The 17,527-nt window shown below is 42.8% G+C and carries 12 protein-coding genes; 8 read left to right on the forward strand and 4 right to left on the reverse strand.

Annotated features, from left to right (window positions below):
* The first annotated feature begins 5 nt into the window (after window positions 1–5).
* Window positions 6–641: a thiamine phosphate synthase gene (gene thiE, locus DSZ37_RS00120; RefSeq protein ID WP_109724959.1), complete on the forward strand. Its 636-nt coding sequence runs from the start codon at window positions 6–8 to the stop codon at window positions 639–641.
* A 10-nt stretch (window positions 642–651) separates the two neighbouring features.
* Window positions 652–1,425 carry a TatD family hydrolase gene (locus DSZ37_RS00125; RefSeq protein WP_109724960.1) on the forward strand — a complete coding sequence of 258 codons (774 nt, stop codon included), beginning with the start codon at window positions 652–654 and terminating at the stop codon, window positions 1,423–1,425.
* 210 nt (window positions 1,426–1,635) lie between these two features.
* On the opposite strand, the gene DSZ37_RS00130 is transcribed toward DSZ37_RS00125, so the two are convergent.
* Window positions 1,636–2,109 carry a TspO/MBR family protein gene (locus DSZ37_RS00130; protein WP_109724961.1) on the reverse strand — a complete coding sequence of 158 codons (474 nt, stop codon included), beginning with the start codon at window positions 2,107–2,109 and terminating at the stop codon, window positions 1,636–1,638.
* Window positions 2,110–2,168: 59 nt separating this feature from the next.
* On the reverse strand, window positions 2,169–2,831 hold the full coding sequence (locus DSZ37_RS00135) for a metallophosphoesterase family protein (RefSeq protein ID WP_109724962.1): 663 nt from the start codon (window positions 2,829–2,831) through the stop codon (window positions 2,169–2,171).
* A gap of 242 nt (window positions 2,832–3,073) precedes the next feature.
* Here DSZ37_RS00135 and DSZ37_RS00140 point away from each other — a divergent pair, with 242 nt between their 5' ends.
* Window positions 3,074–4,495 (forward strand): D-alanyl-D-alanine carboxypeptidase family protein, encoded by a 1,422-nt coding sequence (locus DSZ37_RS00140; protein WP_109724963.1) that lies wholly within the window; start codon window positions 3,074–3,076, stop codon window positions 4,493–4,495.
* Between the two features lie 37 nt (window positions 4,496–4,532).
* Here DSZ37_RS00140 and DSZ37_RS00145 read toward each other — a convergent pair whose 3' ends face one another.
* A complete protein-coding gene (locus tag DSZ37_RS00145; protein WP_109724964.1) occupies window positions 4,533–5,270 on the reverse strand; it encodes an N-acetylmuramoyl-L-alanine amidase in 738 nt (245 codons plus the stop codon).
* A 324-nt stretch (window positions 5,271–5,594) separates the two neighbouring features.
* Here DSZ37_RS00145 and DSZ37_RS00150 point away from each other — a divergent pair, with 324 nt between their 5' ends.
* Window positions 5,595–6,446, forward strand: coding sequence for a prephenate dehydrogenase (locus tag DSZ37_RS00150; protein WP_109724965.1), 852 nt, complete (start codon window positions 5,595–5,597; stop codon window positions 6,444–6,446).
* On the opposite strand, the gene DSZ37_RS00155 is transcribed toward DSZ37_RS00150, so the two are convergent.
* Complete coding sequence (locus tag DSZ37_RS00155) at window positions 6,439–7,389, reverse strand: RluA family pseudouridine synthase (RefSeq protein ID WP_109724966.1); 951 nt, start codon at window positions 7,387–7,389, stop codon at window positions 6,439–6,441. The two genes, DSZ37_RS00150 and DSZ37_RS00155, sit on opposite strands and share 8 nt — an antisense overlap.
* A gap of 207 nt (window positions 7,390–7,596) precedes the next feature.
* Here DSZ37_RS00155 and DSZ37_RS00160 point away from each other — a divergent pair, with 207 nt between their 5' ends.
* From DSZ37_RS00160 to DSZ37_RS00175, 4 genes are all read left to right on the forward strand, one after another.
* Entirely contained in the window at window positions 7,597–9,216 is a 1,620-nt protein-coding gene (locus tag DSZ37_RS00160; RefSeq protein WP_242978528.1) for a glycoside hydrolase family 25 protein, read from the forward strand.
* 64 nt (window positions 9,217–9,280) lie between these two features.
* Window positions 9,281–12,616 carry a PD-(D/E)XK nuclease family protein gene (locus DSZ37_RS00165; protein WP_109724968.1) on the forward strand — a complete coding sequence of 1,112 codons (3,336 nt, stop codon included), beginning with the start codon at window positions 9,281–9,283 and terminating at the stop codon, window positions 12,614–12,616.
* A 1-nt stretch (window position 12,617) separates the two neighbouring features.
* A complete protein-coding gene (addA, locus tag DSZ37_RS00170) occupies window positions 12,618–16,256 on the forward strand; it encodes a helicase-exonuclease AddAB subunit AddA (RefSeq protein ID WP_109724969.1) in 3,639 nt (1,212 codons plus the stop codon).
* 195 nt (window positions 16,257–16,451) lie between these two features.
* The gene (locus DSZ37_RS00175) at window positions 16,452–17,525 is read left to right on the forward strand and encodes a D-alanyl-D-alanine carboxypeptidase family protein (RefSeq protein ID WP_109724970.1); all 1,074 of its coding nucleotides are present in this window, start codon (window positions 16,452–16,454) and stop codon (window positions 17,523–17,525) included.
* The last annotated feature ends 2 nt before the right edge of the window (window positions 17,526–17,527 follow it).

Genomic DNA, 17,527 nt, shown 5'->3' on the forward strand with positions numbered 1-17,527 from the left:
TATAAATGAATATCGAAAGGAAGGATCTGCTCCTCTATGCCGTTACAGACAGAAACTTTCTTCACGGAATCAGCCTTGAGGATGCGGTCGAACAGGCTATACTCGGCGGAGCTACTTGCATTCAGCTTCGAGAAAAGGCTGTTGATGAGGGTGAGCTTATCAATAGAGCGAAGAAACTAATTGAAGTATGCCACAGATACAATGTTCCTTTTATTATCAATGATGATTATGAAGCAGCTTTGAAATGCGGAGCTGATGGAGTTCATGTTGGTATCGAAGATGCTCCTGTAGCTGAGATAAGACGTATTGCAGGCAAGAACTTCATTATCGGAGCCACAGCTAAGACAATTGAACAGGCTCGACTTGCAGAAAGCTCGGGAGCAGATTATCTCGGCGTCGGGGCTGTTTTTCCGTCTCCGACCAAGAAAAATGCTCTGAGGATAACTCCTGAGCTGCTGAAAGAGATATGCGGCTCCGTAAGTATTCCTGCAGTTGCTATTGGCGGAATAACAGCTGAAAATGTAAAGGCGATAGCAGGCTGCGGTCAGAGTGGTATCGCTGTAGTATCGGCTTTGTTCGGAGCGGAAGATGTCAGAGCAGCCGCTGAAAAGCTGACGGAAGCTTCTAAGGCTGCGTTATAAGAGGGAATATATGATAAAGTATTATGATATCGGACTAAATCTGTTCTGTAAACAGTTCAGAGAGCCGGAAATGATAATCGAAGATGCTGAATACGAAGGAGTATGCTGTATTCTGACAGGTTCTGATATGAAAAGCAGCGAAAGCGTCAATAGCTTTGTAAAGGATCATGACTGCTTCGGGACCTGCGGTATACACCCTCATAGTGCAGACAGTGCTAAAGAAGAGGATTTTCTGCGTATACGCGGGATAGTGTCAACAAATGACAAAATTGTTGCGGTAGGCGAGTGCGGACTTGACTATGACAGAATGTTTTCTGCCAGAGAAAACCAGATACGCTGCTTTGAGAACCATATAAAGATAGCAGAAGAACTTGGAAAGCCGCTGTTCCTTCACGAAAGAGATGCTGCGGATGACTTTATCGCACGTTTCAAAAAACACGGTGATATATGTAAAAGAGCGGTAGTTCATTGCTTCACCGGCGATAAAGATACCCTGAAAAAGTATATCGACATGGGCTTTTATATAGGTGTAACCGGCTGGATATGTGATGAGCGCCGCGGAGGAGCACTTCGCGAGGCGGTCAAGTATATCCCTCTTGACAGGATAATGGCTGAGACAGATGCACCTTATCTTACTCCGAGAAATATCAAGGGACTTGGCAGGACAAATTTACCGCAGAATATAAAATATGTTGTAGCAGAGCTGGCAAGGAATATGCAGATAGATGAAGCAGAGCTCATTGATGCATTAAAAGAAAATACAGAGCGATTTTTCGGAATATAAAAAGATTGCACGACGTTAAGCCGTGCAATCTTTTTGCTTATTTGCAGCAGATACCGAACATTTCGCAGAGTATCTTCCATATGTTGTTGCAGCACATAAATGTATACCTCCTGTATGATAATTGTCCCTTTCGGGATGATTTAATTATACCAGAGATGATTAGTTAAATCAATGCAAAATATCTGGATATTATTTTTACAGAAATATCCTCTAATTCAGAATATAAACTGCAACAGCAAGGTATGACGCGAATATAAGCCATATAAAATATGGGATATTAAGCCATGCGGAAAGTTTTTTTATTCTGGTGAACGCTAAAATCATTGCTCCCACAAGCATCAGCAACAGAATTGCAACAGCAGCAGCCAAACCAAGCAGCCTGAAGCGGAAGAACAGGATGCTCCATGAGAAGTTTACAGCAAGCTGAACATAATAAAGCTTCAGAGCTGTTGAACGGCATTTCACGGAATCGTCAGTCTGCCATATCATATATGCTGATATTCCCATTAGTGCGTATAGAATTGCCCATACTACCGGAAACAGCCAAGATGGCGGAAGTAGTGGGGGAGCCTTGATCTCTGTATAAAATGAGGAGAAGTCTCCCGAAAAAAGAGCAGAGAGAGCACCCACAAGTTCTGCGGTCACAATAAAAATGAGCAGATCCGTTAATTTGAATTTTTTCATAGCATCTACCTCTTCTGATTTGATAGTAAATACTATGCCGGATCTGCTCAAATTATGTTTTATTTCAACGGAAGCACGCTATTGAATACAGCATAAAACTTGATAGGTATGTGCTTATCGATATGGCATTTGCCAAAGAACCATTTCTCGTATTTACAGGTCTTTATAACATCCTCAAAGAAAGCGTGCAGTTCAAGCCTTTCGAGTACATCTACTCCAAGGCATTCTTTTAACGAAGCAGGGGGCTCATGAGTGATAACATAATCGATATTATAATGGTTTTCTCTCAGATGAGCGATACCTTCGGTAATTTCTGCCTGGGTAGGCTGTTCCTGAGGCCACCAGTCGTTATCGCGCCTGAACTCAATGTCCTGACTGTGTCCTCCGCCGAATGTGAATATCTTTTTCTTCTCAATTGTATATACCTGTCCTCGCATAAGGTGGATGATGTTGGGAGCTATGATTCTCGCTTTTCCTCCATGCCATTCCTCGGGCTTATACTTCTCAAGAATATCGAAGTTTTCATGACAACCATCAAGAAAGGCTATGGTGTAATTCTTGTCCGCAAGCTTTTTTATCGCTGCGCGTTCCTGTTTGGAGTTATCCCAGAAAAAGCCAAAATCTCCGGCGATAATGAGTGTGTCTCCTCGACCCAGCTTTTTGATCTCAGGGCTTTTAAAGCGAGTAATATCTCCGTGAGTGTCTCCTATAACGTAGATCACATTAAAAACCTCCGTTCTTTTGTTCAATTTTATACGGCTTATTTTTTTCTGTGCCGCTTTCGTTTTGTATTTATATTGTATCATATTTTCAGAAAAAGGTAAAGGGGGTAAGAAAATTTTTCTTAAATTTAAAAAAAATTTCAGAAACCCCTTTTAAAATGATGTAATATCTGCTATAATATAGATTAGGCTTTTCAGAAAGCAAATAACAGCGGGTGACCGCGTGAAATAAAGGAGAATGTATGAAGAAGTTATTATCTGCGCTGGCAGCAATAGTAATAGTACTTCCATTTATATGCAGTATCAGATCTGAGGCGGTCAGTTTTCCGTTATCTATGAACATAAAAAGTGAGTCTGCGGTATTGATGAACCTTGACTCGAATACAATTATACATCAGAAGAATGCTGATACAAAGCAAATGCCGGGACCTCTGGTAAATATAATGACAGCAGTAGTCTGTATTGAGAACTGTCCTGATCTTTCACAGGAGGTCACGATCGATGAATCTGTATATGAGTACCTCTATAACATAGAGTTTCCTGATGATCTGAGATTTGCCGAGATCGAGGACGGGGACGTCCTTACCTATACGGATCTGCTTTATGCGATGATGCTTACTTCCTCTGTTGAAGCGGCTGAGACTATCGCATACAAGATCGGTGGAAACAATACTTCAAAGTTTGTTGACATGATGAATGAGAAGGCTGCTGAACTCGGACTTGCAGATACTCATTTTACCAATGCAACAGGTATGTACGATCCTAATCAATACACTACTGCGAATGATATGATGGCACTTACGGTCTATGCCCTCGGAGTTCCTTATTTTGAAAGCATCGCGACAACTTTCACATATACTCCATCAGTGCCGAATCCTAAAAATCACCCTGAGATGGACAAATGGATATGGCCAAACTCCAACGTTATGATGGACAGTCAGAGCGATTATGCCTACAATGGTGCCAAGGGAATAAAAACCTCCAATCTTGAGCGTGCGGGAAGAAGCATAGTTACTATGGCGAGTCGCGACGGTAATAAGTATCTGGTAGTTCTCATGAAGTCGCCGCTGAATAATGCTGACGGTGACAACACATTCTACCATTTGACAGATGCGATCGCTATGTTCAACTGGGCGTTCGACAATTTCTCATATCAGGTAATACTGGCTGATACTGCCGAGGTCGGTGAGCTTCCTGTTGAGCTGGCTGAGGGCAATGATTATGTTCTTGCCGTACCCAAGGACGAATTCACTCTTTTATGGTATGATGAGGTGGATATCTCTACAATAAGTCGAGATAAGGTGGTCTGGTACAAAAATACACTGCAGGCGCCTGTTGCTAAGGGCGAGCCTCTTGGTAAAGTTACCCTTGAGTACTCGGGGGAAGAGCTCGGAACTGTTGAATTGGTAGCTGTAAGCAACGTTGAACGTTCAACTTCCAAGTATAATATGTATGTTGCGAAGATGTTCACCAAGTCTCGCTGGTTCAACAAAGCACTTATGGTGTCATTCCTGCTGTGTGCAATATATATCATAGTATGTATTTACTCGTACATTGTTTTCAAGAGCAAGGCAAAGCCAATGAAGCCGATATATGCAGTTCCTAAGGTCAATGACAAGAACCGCCGCAGACGCAGACCGCAGCAGAGCGAAGACGAAAAATAATCAAAATACCGTACAGCTTGTGACTGTACGGTATTTTTTATAATGTGATATATCTGCTGCTGGAATAACCGTTTAAACCATTGTAGCTGACTACATACCATCCGTTTGTCTCTCCGTTGATCATCAGAGTTGCTCCGTCAGGCGCTGAACCGATGATGTTGCCTGACAGCCCCGGATAATCACGGATATTGAGGCCGCTGCCGTCCGTTGTTACAGTGCCCCATCGAACCGCACCTGCAGGCACAAAGGGGATACCGAAATAGTCACAGAGAGAGTCTACAATGTTCTTTGCGATGTTTTCAAGATTATTTTTCAGCCACGCCTCGTCAGCGTAGTTGTCATGATATCCAAGTTCGCAGAGTACTGCCACTGCCTTGGTACGAAGGACTTCACCAAGTGAGTATGTTGGAACAGCTCTCACTTTATCCGGTAGAGGATATACAGCTTTCAGATTGTTTGCGATGATATCCGCAAGCCTGCGGCTCTGTTCGCTTTTGGGAGCATAGTAAATATCTATGCCTCTGAGTTTACCTGCAAGAGATTCAGGCGCGGCGTTAGAATGAAGGGCAAGGTGGACATCATAGCTTCCTGCATTGGAATCTGCAATTGCACCCGTAACATTTCTTACGGGATCATTCCTTACGAAGCTTATGCCGCAAGAGCGAAGATATGGTTCAATTCGATCGGCAAGAAGGTTCATATACAGTTCCTCATTGCCGTCAGTGGCATATTGGTTCCATTCCTGAGTAGATGGACTTAAAAAGACCTTTGGCATATTATCATTCCTTTCGATTGATGTGAGAAAGCTCTCATTCCATTTTATGCCAAAGAAGCAATGTATGTTATAATTATTGATGTTAAAACTAAATCTTGAATTATATACTTGACAAAAATGAAGTTTTTCTGCGTTGCAAAAGCTCGCAATACGATAGTATTCCTTCACTTTTTGCGCCTTGATAAATACCATTTTTTACCTTCGTCTGAACTTCAGAATCTAATTGTCGTATCAAAATTCAACAGAAATCAATAACTGACTATTGACTTTTTGCTTTTAAAGCGTTATACTTTAAATGATAAAAGAAACTGGAGGTTTGATCTCATGAAAATATTAGTTGTCGGACTCGGACTCATTGGCGGTTCTCTTTGTAAGGCGCTGAAAAAATATACATATCATACAGTAGCAGGCTGTGACATCAATCGCGATATCGAGAATGCAGCTTTGCGCGATGTAGCTCTCGATGAAGTCTTTGACGGAAATTATGAGGGATATGATCTTATCGTTATATCACTTTTCCCTGAGGGCACTGAAAGATTTTTTGCGGAAAATGCTTCAAAGATCGGAAAAAACACTCTGATTACCGATGTCTGCGGTATAAAGGGCGATTTCTCGCAGCGAATGAAAAAAATCGCAGAGCGAAACGGACTGAGATATGTTGGTATCCATCCAATGGCAGGCAAGGAGTTCGGCGGATATTACAACAGCACCGCTGATCTGTTTGTAAAGGCTAATTTTATCATAGCACCATTTGTCGACAGTCAGCAGTCTGATATTGATCTGCTCAACGGGCTTGCCAAGGAGGTAGGTGCAGGAAAAATTGTTATCACCAGTCCCGAAAACCATGATAAGATGATAGCGTATACTTCGCAGCTTGCACATATAGTTTCAAGTGCATATGTAAAAAGCCCCGAACTGGGGCTTGAATGCGGATTCAGCGGAGGAAGCTTTCAGGATATGACCCGTATAGCTACCATGAATGAAAAAATGTGGACCGACCTGTTTATGCAGAACAGGGAACATCTACAGTATGAGCTTGATACACTTATCGATAATCTGAAAAAATACAGTGAGGCACTGAAAAACGGCGATGCTGACGGAATGAGAGCTCTTATAGCAGAGGGACGTGAGCTCAAGGAAGAAAACCTGCGCCACAGAGTCGGTCAGCCTAACTAAAGAACCTTTTCTCGAAATCAGGAGCATTATCGGTTATTTTCAGCTTGTTGAGATAGCTGAACGGCGATCCATCGGGAAGATCAAATCTCAGTTCATAGGCACATAATGCCTGACGGAATACGCCGCAGCGCTTGTTAGCGGCGATATTACCATATTTGCCGTCGCCGAGAACAGGAGCACCGATATGTGCCATGTGGGCTCTTATCTGGTGAGTTCTGCCTGTATAGAGGGTTATCTCTGCCAGTGTCAGCTTTCCGCGCTGTTCAATAATACGGTATCCGGTTTTTATAGGTTTATAGCCATCAATAGGCGAGTCAGATATCTTTACAAGGTTTCTCGACTCGTCTTTCTGATGATAGGCAGTTATCACATCTTCTTTTTTAGGAGGTGGAGATGTGGTTATGCAGTGATATATTTTGTGGATACTGCCGCTTCTTATTGCTTCATTTAATTCGCGCAGCGCGGCAGCATTTTTTGCAGCTGTGACAAGTCCGCAGGTATTCCTGTCGAGTCTGCTGCAAAGCGCAGGGGCAAATGAGCTCTCGCTTTCGGGCAGATATTCTTTCTTATTGTAAAGATAATGCTTTATCCTGTCTATGAGGGTATCGGTCATGGGACTTCCGTTTGAGTGCGAGTCAAGTCCGATCGGCTTACTGACGATAAGCACATTTTCGTCCTCATATATTACATCGAGGTCTGCGGAGCACTTCAAAAAACTCATGTCGTGTTTTTTTTCAGCCGATACTTCATCCTTTACATAGACAGTGACCTTGTCACCTGTGTTCAGACGGTCGGCAATATCACACCGCTTTCCGTTAATCTTGATGTCTTTTTTTCTTATGAGGCGGTACATCATGCTCTTTGGAAGAGTGGGAAGCGCCTTTGATATAAACTTGTCCACTCTCTGACCGCTGTCATTTTCATTTATAATAAACTCTTTCATGTAAACTCCTTAATTATTACAAAATTGTATCCATAAGTTACAAAAACATTTCATGAAATTCTTCAATCCTTACAAAAATACACAATTAATTGACTTTTTTGTGAGAAAAAGGTTGAAATAAGATTAATAGTATGGTATAATTGACTAAAAGAAGCTCGTTTTTAGTTTTTCTTTTTGCAACCTTAATGAAAAGGAGTTCGATAAGCTATGAAGATCTACAAAACTTTGCTTTCCTTATTGATCACCTGTGGTGTCATAAGCTCAGGGGTAATGATGTCTGCATCGGCAGCCGACTCCAACATATATAATGATATCACAAATTCATCGGAAAGTAAAGAGGACGAGGAACTTAATGTTCCCGACCAGGTCGTAAAGGTAGGAAACAGCGCCCTGACAGAGAATGCTGTTCAGGATGAGAATGTTTCCGCATCAGCAGCTATGTTGGAGACGCCTTATAACGTTTTCGATATATATGACGCTCATCAGAAGTATGTTAAGCTGCATTCGGGCGATATGAGCATGATCTATAAGAAGGCAGAGGGCATCGATGTCTCCTATGCACAGGGAAAGATAGACTGGCAGGCTGTAAAAGACAGCGGGATAGATTATGCTATTATCAGAGCCGGTTACGGAAACGCAAACAAGTATCCTAATCAGGTCGATACATGGTTCAAGTACAATGTTGAAGAAGCTGCTAAGGTAGGAATGGACATCGGCATTTACTGGTACAGCTATGCGGATGATGTTGAGACTGCAAGATATGAAGCGGAATCCTGCTATGAGGCAATAAAGGATTACGATATAAAATATCCTGTTTACTTCGATATTGAGGAGCCTAAGCACAAGAATTTCTCAGCTGCAAAGGTATCTGAAATAATAGAATCATTCTGTTCGACAATTGAATCAAAGGGCTATTATGCAGGTGTATATAGCTTCGCAAGTTTGTTAAGTACAAAGGTATATCAGGATGTACTTGATAAATACGCAGTATGGGTAGCGCATTGGGATGTTGCTGCACCAGGTTATGCTCATGCTTATGGAATGTGGCAGTATAACGCAAAGGGCAGGGTCAAAGGTATAAATACCGAGGTTGATCTTGACCACTGTTACATAAATTATCCGTATCTCATTTCACCCGAAACATATGAACCTGACGGCACGGAAACAGATTCAAGTGAACAGCTTTTCCCCATAAGTGTTGATAAAGGAAAGGCTAAAGGGATCGATGTTTCTGTATGGCAGGGAAAGATAGACTGGGGAAAGGTCAAGTCATCGGGAGTCGATTATGCAATTATCAGAGCAGGATACGGTGATCTTGCAACTCAGACCGATAAGTATTTTGAAGCCAATATCGAAGGTGCTGAAAAAGCTGGAGTAAACAGCGGTGTTTACTGGTACAGCTATGCATCATCTCCAGAAGACGCAGTTCTTGAGGCAGAAGCCTGCTATGAGGTAATAAAGGGTCACAAGTTTGAGTACCCTGTATACTATGCAGTGGAGGATCCTTCCATTGCAGCACTGAGCAATAAGGAGATAACGGATATTGTCAATGCTTTCTGCTCAACTCTTGAGAAAAAAGGCTATTATGTAGGTGTAAAGAGCTATGCAAACTTCCTTAATACAAGGATAGATAAATCTGTATATTCCAAATATGATGTATGGGTAGCTCACTACGGCGTTTCAAAACCTGCATTCAACAGCCACTTCAATATGTGGCAGTTCACTAACGAGGGCAAGATCGACGGCATAAAGGGCTATGTAAACTGCAATTATGCATATCTTGATTTCCCTGGGATTATGAAGAGCGCACATAAGAATGGTTTCTGATCAATAACACATATATGCATACCGTATTTGCGCGGTATGCATATTTTATATTACAGGAGATATTATGGTCGAATTTATTATCGGTGCCGCAGGCAGCGGAAAGACTACCCGTATGTTCGGGCGCATAAAAGAAAGATGTCACGAAGCGGACAAGCTCTGTATTATCGTTCCTGAGCAGTTTTCTCAGGATTTTGATAAGAAGCTGTATTTCTTCCTCGGAGCCGAGAACTTCAATGAGCTTTTCTCACTTAGCTTTACCGGCCTGTCAAGACAGCTTTTTCAGCTTTATGGTGATCCGAACCGAAAGGGCGAATATGCTGATGAAATGGCGAAGATGATACTTGTGTATCAGGCTGTTGAGGCGGCTCTTGCACGTCCTGAGTCCCTTGGAAGTTTCCGCAGGCAGAGTACTCAGAGCGGATTTGCCGAGGAGATCATTACTCTTATACGCGATATGAAGCGCATTGGCGTTAGTCCGGAAGAGCTTCTCGTTCGTTCTCAGCTTCTTGATAAGAGGCTTATGGATAAGACAAAGGATGTTGCAGCCATTTTTATAGAGTATCAACGGCTTATGGAGGAGTACGGCTTCAAGGATGAGCTTGATAACATCAAGGAAGCCGCTGCTGTTGCAAATCTAAACAACTACTTCAGAGGCAGAACTGTTTTTCTGGACGAGTTTGAGAGCTTTACAGCTGATCAGTACGAAATGATAAAGCTCATACTGTCATCGGCTGATAATGTGTGTATTACTCTGAGGACAGACGATGTAAACGCAGGAGAATATACATTATTTGAAACCGTTAATGATACATACAGAAGAATAAATATGCTTTGCCGTGAGATCGGCGCAGATACAAGAATTACTGTATGTGATCAGAGCTATCGTTTTCTCACACCAGACCTTGAATATGTAAGCAGACGTTCTCTTCGCAATCTGCCAAATGAGCCCGGGAAAGCTCCCAAAGCTGAGAATGTTCATATTTTTGAAGCAAGAGATATGTACAGTGAGGCTGAGTATGTCTGCGCGACGGTCAAACACCTTCTATATGAGGACAGTGAGCTGAAATATCGCGATATCGCTATAATCTCAAACGATATTGCTATGTATTCGGATGTGCTGAAGGCTGCATTCAAGAGATATGACATACCGTTTTTTCTAAGCCTTGAAAAGCCTGTTTCCCATACAGCCGTAATGGTATATTTTACTACTCTTCTTGATATTCTGAGCAGCAGAAGATTCCGGTCAGAGCAGATATTCAGGCTTATCAAGAGCGGTCTGCTGGATATAGACCTGACAGAGACCTCGCTTCTTGAAAACTATTGCTACAAGTGGGGCGTAGACGGAGAACTGTGGAATGCTCCGTTTACAGCTGAAGACCAGTTCCTTGATAAGCTCGAAGTCATAAGAAAAAAGATCATTCCGCCGATTTCAGAGCTGAAAAGAAAGATCAGGCGTGATATTGCCGCTTCGGAGATATGCTCGCTGTTATATGATCATATTGTTAACTGCGGTGCAGAGAGAAATACCGCACGGCTGATGGGAGAGCTTATTAAACAGGATAAGGACTATGAGGCGGCCGAGTTAAAAAGGCTTTGGGGCTGTCTTATAGATATTCTTGACAGTATAAGTGACACGCTCGGCGACAGAAAAATCAGTTTTGCTGAAATATCCCGAATGATCAGGTCTATGATAGGACGTATACAGTATTCTGTGCCTCCGCAGACGCTTGATGCGGTCACTGCTGCATCTGCAAGGATGGCAAGACTTGACTCGCCTAAGATCGTTTTTGTAATGGGTGTTAATGATGGGGATTTCCCAAATCGCATCAGTCTTCACGGACTTTTTTCAGAAGCAGACAGAGCAAAGCTTGCAGAAAACGGCATTGAGCTGTCAACGCCTCTTGCGGAGCTCATTGCATCGGAGAGACTTGTTGTTTATAAGGCGATATCCGCGGCTTCCCATAAGCTTTACATAACCTATCCGTTATCCGACCTTTCAGGACAGGCGAAGTATCCGGCACAGATAGTTGACAGGATAATAGGCATGTTTGGTGATAACAGCATTCGCGTCAAGGATGATGACGTTCCTGTGGATTATTATGCTGTCACTTTACATTCGGCATTTTATCATTATATGCAGGAGAGAAGTTCGGATAATTCCTCGGTGGCTTCTATCAAAAAACTATTGATGGAAAGCCTCGAGTATAGGAGAAGACTGTCCTATGTTATAAGCAGGAGCAGCTTAAAGCAGGACTACCATATTGACAGCAGCGTTATCCAAAAGCTTCAGAGCTTTGAGCCGTTAAGGTTATCATCAACAGGCCTCGAGGAGTATAATCAGTGTCACTTCAAGTATTTCTGTGACAAGTGTCTCAGGCTCCATATCAATGAGAAGGTCGAACTTGATGCGCGGATAGCAGGCGAATTGACTCATGAGTGCTTTTACGGCATTCTGGGTTCAAGGTCAAAGGCGGATTTCATAGCTATGTCTTATGATGAGGTCAAAAGCGAGATAAACAGCTGTGCTGAGAAATACCGTGAAACTGCTCTGGCAGGGGATTTCGGCAAGGATGCTAAATTCGGGCTTATCTTCAATAAGCTTACGGAGCGTATGTCCGATGTTTTCCTTTATACCCAGCAGGCTCTTATGGCTTCGGACTTTGTGCCTCATGATTTTGAGCTTGATCTGAGGGAAAGCCATTCGGTCGTGCTTCCTTTTGGCGACGGCAGAAGCCTGAGCTTCGGAGGAATAGTTGACAGAGCTGACATATGCAGGATAGGTGACAGTGATTATCTTCGCATTATCGACTATAAGAGCAGCCGAAAGGATATAACTCCCGAGACACTTGCCTGCGGTATCAATATGCAGATGCTGCTTTACCTGTTTGCCTCTACTGATAAAGGCGGATTGTATGAAGGCTTCGAGCCTGCGGGAGTGCTTTATTCTCCTGTCAGGATATCTGATGTCCATCTTGAGTCGCATAAGGTAGACTCCAAGAACAGCGACGCGGTGAAGGAATCGCTGCGTACAAGCGGACTTGTTCTCGGAGATATGGATATACTCAGAGCTATGGAAAAGGATGTCCGCGGAGAATTTATTCCTGTAAAGCTTGATAAAAACGGTGTTCCTGACAAGAGATCATGCTGTGTATCTGCAGAGGGAATGACTCTGCTCAGAAAATACACTTATGGTAAGCTTGTCAGCATGGCAGAATCTCTGCTTGAAGGAAATGCGGAAGCTGTTCCGCTTGTGGTTGATGGCAAGGTTCCGTGTACTTACTGTGACTATATCAATATATGTGATAATTCGGAACTTCTCAGTCAGCGTGCTCCCGATGAAGAGCAGGTGGCGGAAGCAGCTGAAATTCTCGGCAGAAAATATAAAGGAGAGGAGGAGTAATATGGGCTGGACAGAACAGCAGCAAAAGGCGATAGATGCGCGCGATACTTCACTGATCGTTTCGGCAGCCGCGGGAAGCGGAAAAACAGCAGTCCTTACAGAGAGGCTTGTACAGCTGCTCGCCGACAGGGATTCAGGTGTAAGAGCTGACAGGATGGTCGTTGTAACTTTTACAAATGATGCGGCTTCAGAGCTTAAAAAACGTCTCGACAGCAAGCTGAGAGCAATGATCAATGAGTCTCCTGACGACAGACATCTTCTGAAACAGCAGATACTCCTTCAAAGTGCGAGGATATCGACCATCAACTCCTTCTGCTTTGACCTTATCAGGGACAATATAGGAGAAAACGGCGTCACATCCGGATTCAGCGTGCTTGATGATACAGATAACAAGGTGCTTCGAGCGCGCGCTATGGAAGAACTAATAAACTATTACTGCGAGAATGAGTACGAAAAGATATCATTCATGTATGATCATTTCTGCATAAAAGATGAAAAAAGACTTGTCGAAGTGCTTGAACGTGCTGACAGCTTTCTTTCATCTGTTGCTTTAAGGGATAAGTGGCTCGAAAATGCGGTAAGTATGTATTCGGAGGACTTTGAACGCTCCGTATATTATGAAAGCTTTTTTGCTTCTGTCACAGAAGAACTGAATAAAGCGGTCAGAGCGGCGGATGATAACATCGGAATGATAAAAAAGATATTCCCCGATATGTCAGCCGCAGCGGCTGAGAAATCCTATGCTCAGGCGGAGGATGACTATGACAGGATATCAGCTATTGCTGATATTTTCAGGTCACGCCGTTTCCCTACATCTGAGGAGGCTGAACAGGCTCAGGCTTTTTCGGCACTTGTCAGAACCGGAAAGACTCCCCATGATAAAGCTCTCAGAGAGATATATAAGAAAAAACGCGACCTGATAAAGAAAACGGCTGAAAAAGTTATAAGCAGTATATCATCAGTAAAAAGCGATTACCGCGAGTGCGGAGAGGTGACGAAAATACTTGCTGAAATGCTGAAAAAGTTCGGTGAACTTCTCTGGGAAAAGAAATGTGAGAAGAATGCTCTCAGCTTTGATGATGGCGAAAGGCTGGCACTTGAGATACTCGCAGCAGAAGATGAAAGCGGCATGATCATACAGTCCGAAACTGCTGAAAGAACAGCGGAATACTATGATATCATAATGATAGACGAGTATCAGGACTCCAATAACAAGCAGGACTTGATATTCAAGCTGATCTCAAAGAATTACAGACATGATGAAACAGGAGAGCCACTTTACGGTGACAATGTATTCCTTGTAGGTGATGTGAAGCAGTCAATCTATCGATTCAGACTTGCAAATCCCCGTAATTTTATCAATACACTGCGGGTATCTGAACCGTACAGTGAGGATAATACCTCTAAAAATCAGGCTATCGTTCTCAACAAGAATTTCCGAAGCTCACCACAGGTCATAGACTTCGTAAACTTTGTCTTTTCTCAGATAATGAGTGAAAAATGCGGAGATATCAATTATACCGAGGATGAAATGCTGTATTTCGGAGCTTCTCAGTATACTGAAAATGAAGCTGCAAACAGGAAGGCTTGTATATCGTTTATAAACGATGATGCTCCCGAAGATGATGAGCAAACTGAAAAAGTTAACCGTGAAGCTATATATACAGCTTCAAAGATAGCCGAAATGCTTGCAAACGGAGTAAGAGTGACCGATAAGGACGGAAGTGAAAGGCCGTGCAAGCCGTCTGATTTCTGTATACTTGTCAGAAATAATGCACACATAAATATGTATGCCGATGAACTGAACAGGAAAGGGGTGCCTGCAAAGGGCAGCGAAGAGTCGGGATATCTGAAGTCAAGAGAGATTGCCGTCCTGATAGATCTGCTCAGGATAATCAGCAATCCGCTTCAGGATGTAGCGATGGCTGCTGTTATGACCTCCCCGATGTATATGTTCAGCATATCAGATATAGCGGCAATAAAGTCCTATGACAGAAAGAAACCGCTGTTTCCTGTTATAAGAGGAATAGCAGACGGAGAATACGCCGAATGTGAAGATATGTTTCTGATGGAAAACTGCAGAGAGTTTCTGGAGTCCCTTGACAGATTCAGACTTGACTCGGTGACCATGACGATCGGTGAACTGATAGGTGAGATATACGATACCACCGACTTTATCTCAGTAATGGAGCTTTACAATGACGGTGACAAAAAACGCGCTAATCTTCGTGCTCTCATACAGTATGCACAGAATTATGAAAATACAGCGGCTTTTGACGGCTCGGGGGGACTTAACGGATTTCTCAGACACCTTGACAGAGTCATGGAAAACGGTGACTATGCACAGGGAAAGGTCTCGGCATCTGCCGGCGATTATGTTTCGGTAATGACACTTCACCGCTCGAAAGGCCTTGAATTTCCGTTTGTGTTCATTGCGGAGACATCTGTAAACTTTAAATTTGATTCCAAACCTGTCATGTGCAGCCAGGACGGAAGAATAGGATATGTGCTTTATGATCCGACGCTTCTGAGAAAATACAAAACTTTTCAGCAGGTAATGCTTGCGGGCGAGGAAGAACGTGACACACGAAGTGAGGAGATGCGTCTGCTTTATGTTGGACTGACAAGAGCTCAGCAGAAGCTGTTTATTAATCTGAAATGCGGTGAAAAGGCTTTAAAAAGAGTGAGTGCACTAATAGACAGTGTAATTCTTCAGAACGGAGATATTTACGAAGCTGTAAGTGAAGCAAAAAGCTTCTCGGACTGGATGTGGCTGAGTGTCCTCCGTACTCCTTGTTTTGATGAGATCGCAGAAAAAATCGGCATGGATACCGGATCGATGCTGCAATATGTTAATAAAGATATGGTCGGACTCTTTGAGTATGAAACGGTAAGTGATATCAGTCTTGCAGAAGCAGAGCAGGAAGAGGTTTCTGAGGAGTCGGCACCTGATGAAATGATGATAGATAATATGAAGGATATCATTTCTTTCTCGTATGACCGTACTTTGTCGGAAATGCCTGCGAAGCTCAGCGTAACACAGATAACCAAAAAGCTGAAGGACGGTGAAGAATCATTCGATATGAAGCTTAAACGACCGAGGTTCCGCTCTGAAAGTTCAAAGCTCACAGGTGCTGAAAGGGGTACAGCTATACACACATTCTTCCAGTATTGCGATTTTGAGAGAGCGATTAATAATGTCGGAGCGGAAATAGCGAGTGTGACGGAAAAGGGTTATATCAGCAAAGCTGAGGCAGAGTCCATTGACAGAGATAATGTTTCCGCTTTTTTCAGAGGAGAGCTCTACAAAAGGATATGCAGTGCAAAGGAATATGTTCGCGAGAAGAAATTCATGGTAGCGGTGTCAGAACTCGACATAGATAACGAAGCTCTGGATAAGCTGAAGAAATCCGACGGTATGATAAAGGGAATAATCGATCTCATGTTTGAGGAGGCTGACGGTATCGTTATCGTAGACTATAAATCAGACAGGGGAGTGTCCCTTGAAAAGCTCAAAGAGCGTTATTCTATGCAGCTGAAACTGTATAAAGCTGCGATCGAGCTCACAACTAAGAAAAATGTAAAAGAAGCGTACCTGTATTCGTTTGAAAAACAGGATTACATCGCTGTCGATATTTAAGCCAAAAGCTCCTGTGTATTTCATGGGAGCTTTTTTCAACAGCTATTCAACACTGTAATTTGTTAAATCGCTATAAGATAATGTATGGTCTTTGTGCAAATCGTAGAAATAATCCGAGCTTGCAAATTTTGTTGACAATAAACGGAATTTGTATTATAATAAAATATACAGAGATATAAAATTTTGAGGTGTAGAATGAACAAAAGAAGGAAACAAAAGCGCAATGCTAACTTGTTTAAGGCAGGCACAGCGGTTTTCCTTTTAGTTCTAATATTTATTGGCGCTTTTACTGCGAGGTATCTGAGCAGGCACAGCAGACGTACAGATTCTGCTGCATCTGTAATATCAGCTGAAGCAGTAAAAACTACAGACGAATTGTCTGTATATGCCGAGCCCACTACAGAACAATCAGAGGAAACGGCGGTGCCTTTTGTTGTATTTCCTGAAAAGACGGACAAGTCTCAGAAATTCAAAAAGGAATACGATGCCAGAAATGCTATTCTGATAAATGTAGATGATAATGAGGTCGTTGCTTACAGGGACGAGCACATTCAGTTGTATCCTGCATCATTGACTAAAATAATGACACTCATTGTCGCAGTTGAGAATATAGATGACCTTTCAGCTACCATTAAGATAACGCATGAAATGGTGGCTCCATATATAACTCTGGACGCTTCGCGAGCGGGCTTTGAACCTGACGAGACACCTACACTAAAGGATGTCCTTTATGGTATGATCCTATGCTCGGGAGCTGACGCATCTCTGGCTGCTGCCGAATATGTTGCAGGCTCAGAGGAAGAATTTGTGAAGCTTATGAACGCTAAATGTGACGAGATCGGACTTAAACGCACACATTTCACTAATGTTGTAGGACTTCACGACAAAAACAATTACAGTACAGCGGAAGACATTGCAGTTCTTCTGGAGTATGCTGTTCAGAACAAAACGTGCAGGGAAATCCTTTCGGCAGTTGAGTACAAAGTACCTCCGACAAAACAGAATCCGGAGGGGCTTGTATTTGATAGCACGTTGTTCAGCAGAATGTACGGTGATGAAATGCCGGGAGTTAAGATACTCGGCGGCAAAACAGGATTTACAGATGAATCAGGAAACTGCATAGCGACGTTTGCAGAGGTAAACGGAAAGACATATATACTTGTGCTGTGCGGCGGGACTACAAACTGGAACAATGTATATAATACGTTAAGTGCGTACAGTGAATACTGTGCAGGCGGAAAAGCTTATGTGCCGCCTGACGAAAGATAAAG

The organism is Ruminococcus flavefaciens (assembly GCF_900116855.1).
Classification (GTDB): domain Bacteria; phylum Bacillota; class Clostridia; order Oscillospirales; family Ruminococcaceae; genus Ruminococcus; species Ruminococcus flavefaciens_R.

Coding starts and splice junctions, on each gene's coding strand:
- DSZ37_RS00140 (WP_109724963.1), top strand. CDS start 3,074: ATGAAGAAGTTATTATCTGCGCTGGCAGCAATAGTAATAGTACTTCCA.
- DSZ37_RS00130 (WP_109724961.1), bottom strand. CDS start 2,109: ATGAAAAAATTCAAATTAACGGATCTGCTCATTTTTATTGTGACCGCA.
- DSZ37_RS00160 (WP_242978528.1), top strand. CDS start 7,597: ATGAAGATCTACAAAACTTTGCTTTCCTTATTGATCACCTGTGGTGTC.
- DSZ37_RS00150 (WP_109724965.1), top strand. CDS start 5,595: ATGAAAATATTAGTTGTCGGACTCGGACTCATTGGCGGTTCTCTTTGT.
- DSZ37_RS00155 (WP_109724966.1), bottom strand. CDS start 7,389: ATGAAAGAGTTTATTATAAATGAAAATGACAGCGGTCAGAGAGTGGAC.
- addA (WP_109724969.1), top strand. CDS start 12,618: ATGGGCTGGACAGAACAGCAGCAAAAGGCGATAGATGCGCGCGATACT.
- DSZ37_RS00165 (WP_109724968.1), top strand. CDS start 9,281: ATGGTCGAATTTATTATCGGTGCCGCAGGCAGCGGAAAGACTACCCGT.
- DSZ37_RS00125 (WP_109724960.1), top strand. CDS start 652: ATGATAAAGTATTATGATATCGGACTAAATCTGTTCTGTAAACAGTTC.
- DSZ37_RS00145 (WP_109724964.1), bottom strand. CDS start 5,270: ATGCCAAAGGTCTTTTTAAGTCCATCTACTCAGGAATGGAACCAATAT.
- DSZ37_RS00175 (WP_109724970.1), top strand. CDS start 16,452: ATGAACAAAAGAAGGAAACAAAAGCGCAATGCTAACTTGTTTAAGGCA.
- thiE (WP_109724959.1), top strand. CDS start 6: ATGAATATCGAAAGGAAGGATCTGCTCCTCTATGCCGTTACAGACAGA.